The organism is Vibrio sp. 1F279 (assembly GCF_041439815.1).
Lineage (GTDB): Bacteria > Pseudomonadota > Gammaproteobacteria > Enterobacterales > Vibrionaceae > Vibrio > Vibrio tasmaniensis_A.
On the sequence record NZ_JBGOOU010000074.1, the window covers coordinates 1 to 6545 of the forward strand.

5 protein-coding genes and 1 pseudogene are annotated in these 6545 nt (G+C 42.1%); 5 read left to right on the top strand and 1 reads right to left on the bottom strand.

Annotated elements, in window-relative coordinates; genetic code table 11:
• Positions 1 to 114: 114 nt before the first annotated feature.
• Positions 115 to 681 (bottom strand): Crp/Fnr family transcriptional regulator, encoded by a 567-nt coding sequence (locus tag ACED60_RS24855; protein WP_076646397.1) that lies wholly within the window; start codon positions 679 to 681, stop codon positions 115 to 117.
• A 247-nt stretch (positions 682 to 928) separates the two neighbouring features.
• Between ACED60_RS24855 and ACED60_RS24860 the strand changes: the two are divergent.
• From ACED60_RS24860 to ACED60_RS24880, 5 genes and pseudogenes are all read left to right on the top strand, one after another.
• Positions 929 to 1665 (top strand): annotated as a pseudogene (locus ACED60_RS24860) (IS6 family transposase).
• A gap of 229 nt (positions 1666 to 1894) precedes the next feature.
• Positions 1895 to 3676: a CHASE domain-containing protein gene (locus ACED60_RS24865; RefSeq protein ID WP_102495682.1), complete on the top strand. Its 1782-nt coding sequence runs from the start codon at positions 1895 to 1897 to the stop codon at positions 3674 to 3676.
• A gap of 16 nt (positions 3677 to 3692) precedes the next feature.
• Positions 3693 to 4136: a response regulator gene (locus ACED60_RS24870; RefSeq protein WP_102495683.1), complete on the top strand. Its 444-nt coding sequence runs from the start codon at positions 3693 to 3695 to the stop codon at positions 4134 to 4136.
• Position 4137: 1 nt separating this feature from the next.
• Positions 4138 to 5856, top strand: a complete 1719-nt coding sequence (locus ACED60_RS24875) for a putative bifunctional diguanylate cyclase/phosphodiesterase (protein ID WP_371728675.1) — start codon at positions 4138 to 4140, stop codon at positions 5854 to 5856.
• A 169-nt stretch (positions 5857 to 6025) separates the two neighbouring features.
• On the top strand, positions 6026 to 6545 hold a 520-nt coding region (locus ACED60_RS24880), incomplete at its 3' end, for an IS6 family transposase (RefSeq protein WP_371728676.1).

Sequence of the window (6545 nt, forward strand, 5' to 3'; positions counted from 1 at the left end):
CAGGAAAGATAGAACTGAATTCTGAGTCTTGGCTGATTTTTTTGCAACAACCCCGGATTATGCGTATATATCCCAAAGTAGGAATTAACTAAAGTTAATGCCTACCTCTTATATTTAGCTTTTAATTCTGGCTTTCAATCTCGATAGGCTGACAGGGCTGATACCGATATAGCTAGCTATCTGAATGTTATTAAGTTTGATTAACCAATTTGGCCAATACTGCAGTAAGTGCTGGTACCTTTGCTCAGGAGTGTGGAGTAATAGCAGAGCCTCTTTCTGCTCCTTGAATATTAACTGTTGTTGTAACAGTGTGACTTTGGCTTGTAAGAACGAAGGCAATGTCAGTAAATTCAAAGGGATCCTTATCACTTCTGCTGTTGTAATAGCTTCAATTTGATATTGGGCAGACATTTCCTGTAACCAACTTGAATAGAGGAAGCATAGTTCACCGTTAAAATAAAACTCTTTGCATCGCTCAAGACCATTCTCACCGTAATGACAAGCTCTAAGTATACCGGACAGGATAAAATAACCATAGTCTTGCTGAGTTCCCTGTGCGAGCAAAATATCTGATGGATTCAGTGAGAGCAATCTAAACTGAGTTGACAGGGATTTAACCGCTTGAGGCGGAACACCCATATCAGAAAAATAATCAGCCACCTTAGTGAACTTACCCAACATAAAAATAGATTCCATATTTACTTTGTTTCACCAAGACTAGCACATTTAATAACTAGAAATATCTAAGATACTAATGATTATTGGTGTAATTCAATAGTGAAGTGAAGGTGGCCACTTGCTTAGACGTTTTCAATACAAAACCTTATCTAGAGATATACAAACTGAACTCGCTTTCTAAATGGGGTTGTTGCAAAAAAGTCAGCCAAGACTCAGAATTCAGCTCTGTCTTTTCTGATCTAGTGACTCCATGACCAATCCCGCATTCAAATGGAAACACTTTGCCCCTGAAATCATTCTTTGGTGTCTGCGCTGGTATGGTTCGCCCCCAATGAGCTACGCCAATCTCAGCGACATGCTGGCAGAACGAGGGGTTTCGGTTAATCGCTCGACCATTTATCGTTGGTTCATTGAATATGCTCCTGCATTACGCAAAAAGTTACGCCGCCATCAGTTCATCCGAACAGACTCTTCGTGGCAGCTCGATGAAACCTACGTCAAGGTGAAAGGGAAATGGCACTATCTGTATCGAGCTATCAACAAGCAAGGCGAAACACTGGACTTCTATTTCTCCCAAAAACGTAATAAAAACGCGGCTTATCAGTTCTTGAAACGGTGCCTAAGATACTATGATGTAAACACTCAACCTAGACCTTGAACACGGACAAGCATTCCTCGTATGCTCATGCTATCTCGCGTCTGAAGAAGGAGGGACGGCTGCGGGCGGATGTCGAGCAACGGCAAGTGAAATATCTCAATAATGGGGTCGAGTCCGATCACGCCCCCATCAAGAAGCTTGTTGTCAGCACAGGCGGTTTTAAAATACGAAAGCGAGCCTGGTCAACCATCGAGGGATTCGAATCATTGCGAATGTTGAACAAAGGCCAATTTGATTTCTGGTTACGTCATGATGAGCGTAAAATGCTTGTTCGGGAGAGATCCGCCTTCATGAATCGTCTCTTCAATGTTGAGGTGATTTATCAGTAATCGTTAAGCCCATGACTGGGTAGATCTGCACTCTCTGATTAGTTGCAACAAGCCCCACGAGACCACGACAATGGATAAGGTTAGTCGATAAGATTGTTGCTTCTTATTTTAGTTCTATAGGTTCATTCACAGTAATCTATATTGAGCACAATCCAGAGAGAATAATGATTGCGAAAGTTATTAATATAAACTAAGTTGAGTAAAAACTATAACAACAAAGGTCAGTTTCATGCTAGGGAATTATATATTATCCAAGCGCTTAAACGCGTTAAATTGGTATCACTGGCTTGTACTCCTTCTCTCCGCAGGATTAACTTTTTCCGCTTGGAAGATTACCTCTACTCAAGCAGAACAAAAGGCAGAAACTCAGTTTCTATTTCAAGCGCATCAACTCGCCGAACTCGTTCAAGAGCGCATGTCCAAGTATGAAGAAGCGTTACTCGCTGGCTCTTCTGCGCTGCGTATGTATGAAGACCCAGTATCGAGAACAAAATGGAAAATGTTCGCTGATGCCTTTGACGTCCCTCACCACTTTCCTGGGATTAACGGTATAGGTGTTATCCATTATGTTCCAGCGGATAAACTCGACACCTATTTAGATTGGCAAAGGTTGCAACTACCAGGTTACCAAATTAATCCCTCGCGAATCGCGGATGAATATTGGCCAATTACTTATGTAGAGCCAAGTGAAGACAACTTAAAAGCTGTCGGATTGGATATGGCTCACGAATCTAATCGGTATACGGCAGCCAAAAATGCGCGTATAAACCGTGCAGCAACGGTCTCTGGTCCAATAGTTTTAGTCCAAGATTCAAAGAAAACGCCAGGTTTTTTGTTTTATGTCCCATGGTTTTCAGATCGCGTGCCACAATATTACGGAGATGATGCAGATGGCTTTTCGGGGTTAGTATATGCACCGTTTGTTTTTAGCAAATTAATGAACGGAACACTCTCTGGAGACAAACGACTGGTAAACTTTAACCTCTACGACAACAAAGAATTACTGTACAGCGACAAAGCGAACCATAATACCGATAGCCTTACTCCCCCTGTATATACAACAACGCTTGAACTCAAGCTATACGGCAGGACTTGGCAGTTCGAAATAGAGAGCTCTTCACAATTTGAAGACCAGCACAGCACCTCTCAGCCTCTCCTCATTCTCGCCTTTGGCATTCTCGTTGATGTCTTATTGCTGATTCTTTTTATTATGTTGGTTCGTGAGAGAGAGCGCGTAACGGAATACGCCAACGAGGTCACCAAAGACCTTAAATTGCGCTCAGATAAGTTAGAAGTAGTGACAAAAGATTTGCAACGCCGAAATCAAGCACTACAAGAAGCAAATCGTGAACTTGACCAGTTCGCTTATGTAGCCTCTCACGATCTTAAAGCTCCACTCCGTGGCATCTCTCAGTTGATTACTTGGTTGAGCGAAGAGCTGGAAGACTTTTTAACCCCTAAAACAGAACAATACACAACGTTACTCAACAATCGGGTAATGAGACTAGAAAAGCTTTTGGATGATTTACTCGCCTACTCTCGAGTAGGAAGAAAGCAAGGGCAATTGGCAACGTTTAACCTTAAACAATACTGCACAGAAACCTTAGAGCTTCTGGCTCCACAACAAAACATCATACTGCACTGTACCGACAACATTGGCTCGTTTGATACTTTAACCACACCACTAGAGCTCATACTGCGCAACTTAATGAGTAATGCAATCAAACATCACGACAAGGAATCTGGAAATATCTATATTTCTATCGACGCAACCGAGAGTCACTATCAGTTCATCGTCGAAGATGACGGCCCAGGGATTGAAAAAGAGTACAGGGAACGAGTTTTCGACCTTTTTCATACATTGAAACCACGCGACAGTGTGGAAGGAAGTGGATTAGGCTTGTCAATCATAAAGAAAATTCTTGACTTGTATACATGCCAATACTCCATTACTTCTAACAGCCATGGTGGTTGTACATTCATCTTCTCATGGCCTAAAAGCAATCTATAACCGAGGAACACTTCTGATGACCCCCCCAACCTACAAACCCGTAAGCATTCTACTCGTAGAAGACGATAATATTGATGCAATGGGAGTCGAGCGAGCTCTCCATTCTTTGAAATTACTCAACCCTATGATTCGTGCACACGATGGTGTAGAAGCATTAGATCTTTTAAAAGCAGGCAAGATCCCTTCACCTTATATTGTTCTCCTAGACCTAAATATGCCAAGAATGAACGGGTTAGAGTTTCTTAAAGAAGTGAGAGATGACGAACATTTACGCTCCACGATAATTTTTGTTCTGACAACATCAAAACGCGATGAGGAGATATCCGCGGCATATGAGAAAAATATCGCTGGTTATATAGTTAAGTCTTCCGTCAGCCAAGATTTCAACAACGTTTTATCGTTTCTTGACAATTATTGGCGCATTGTTGAACTCCCAGAAACAATCAACGAGATAGGATGATATGAAAATACTGCTCATAGACGACGATACTGTCGACAGGCTTGCTATCGTCAGGGTGCTAAAAAATACAGATTTACCCATCTCTGTAATTGAAGAAGCGCAAACCGCTGACGAAGGGCTAGTTCGAGCGCTTGAACAAGCATTTGATATCATTTTACTGGATTATCAACTTCCTCCCACGACAGGATTAGAGTTATTAATCGCCTTAAGGTCAAATGCTAATTTTGCTACCTCTATTGTTATGCTCAGCCACAGCAATGACGAAGAGTTAGCGTTAAAATGTATTGAAGCAGGCGCTCAAGACTTTGTAATGAAGAGTGAAATTTCTGCAATGCGCCTAAGGCGGTCGGTATTAATCGCAACTGAGCGGTACTATTTAGAACAAAAAATTCTCGAGACTCACTCTCAACTAAAGCAACTTGCCGAGTTTGATACATTAACAAGTTTAAATAATCGTCATTTTTTCGATGAGCGTTTTAAAAAGCTACTACTTATGGCCTCTAGAGTGAGAAAGCCTTTAGCACTGTTACTTATTGACGTCGACCGTTTTAAAGAAATCAACGACCAATATGGGCATATCGCTGGAGACCTTGTCTTGCAGGAAGTCTCTATTCGCCTTCAAGCCAGCACTCGTGAAAGTGATTCACTTTTTCGTATTGGGGGCGATGAGTTTGCAGTAATCGCGAGCTATTTGGAGTCTGAAGAGGATGTCTACACGTTAGTGCAGAGAATACTTTCAACCTTTGAGAAGGCAATAACAATCGACAACCATGACATTGACTTCTCTGTAAGCATAGGTATCGCAAATTACCCTGAGAGTGGTTCTAACTCATTAGAACTGAGAAAAAATGCTGACATTGCGCTCTATCGAGCAAAGGATAAAGGTCGAAATCAGGCACAATACTATTCCAAGAAGATCCATGCCTCTATCGATCAAAGATTACGCATTGAAAACGGCCTCAAATCAGCGATACAAAGAAACGAATTGGAATTGCATTATCAACCGCAATTTAACCTATCCATGAAGCTCGTAGGCGCAGAAGCTCTTTTGCGTTGGCATTCGCCCAAATTGGGGACCATTCCTCCTGATGTTTTTATACCGATATCTGAGGCATCAGGCCTGATTATTGATATCGGCTATTGGGTAATCGATGCTGCTATCAAACAAATTGCAAAATGGAACAAATGTCACCTGTTAAATGAAAATTTTAAGTTGGCTATTAATATATCGCCCAAGCAACTGTCCGAAGAGAAGATATCTACCGAGATAAAACAGCTGCTGCAATTTTATGGTGTCAAACCTTCCAGCATTGAAATAGAAATTACAGAAAGTAATTTAATCACGAAGGGAACAAAAGCATCCAGAAGCTTGACAGAACTGAGCCAAGTGGGTGTAAAGGTAGCCATTGATGACTTTGGAACAGGGTATTCTTCAATCTCTCATCTCAAATATTTCCCGATAGACATCATTAAAATCGATCGAACATTTATTAAAGATATAGAGGTAAAATCATCACGGCAGTTATTCAGAGCAATATGCGCCTTTGCTAGTTCACTAGACTATGAAATTGTCGCAGAAGGGATAGAAACACCAGCACAGCACCGAGTCTGTGATGACGCCCAGGTATCTAGAGTCCAAGGCTATAAATACTCTAAACCCATTACAGTCGAAAGCTTCGAAAAGCAGTTCCTGACACAACTAAAAGCACGACGTTGCTAACACACAACAGTACAAGCTCGTGTAAATAAGAGTGATTTGATGTAGTGGATGCGCCCCGTTCTAGCATCGTTGTACCAAATCAATAGTGCAACCAGTAAGAACGGGGTTGTTGCAAAAAAATCAGCCAAGACTCAGAATTCAGTTCTATCTTTCCTGATCTAGTGACTCAATGACCAATCCCGCATTCAAATGGAAACACTTTGCCCCTGAAATCATTCTTTGGTGCCTTCGTTGGTATGGTTCGACCCCAATGAGCTACGCCAACCTCAGCGACATGCTGGCAGAACGAGGGGTTTCGGTTAATCGCTCGACCATTTATCGTTGGTTCATTGAATATGCCCCTGCATTACGCAAGAAGTTACGCCGCCATCAGTTCATCCGAACAGACTCTTCGTGGCAGCTCGATGAAACCTACGTCAAGGTGAAAGGGAAATGGCACTATCTGTATCGAGCTATCAACAAGCAAGGCGAAACACTGGACTTCTATTTCTCCCAAAAACGGAATAAAAACGCGGCTTATCAGTTCTTGAAACGGTGCCTAAGATATTATGATGTAGACACTCAGCCTAAGACCTTGAACACGGACAAGCATTCCTCGTACGCTCATGCTATTTCGCGCCTGAAGAAGGAGGGACGGCTGCGAGCGGATGTCGAGCAACGGCAAGTTAAGCATCTCAATAATGGGATCG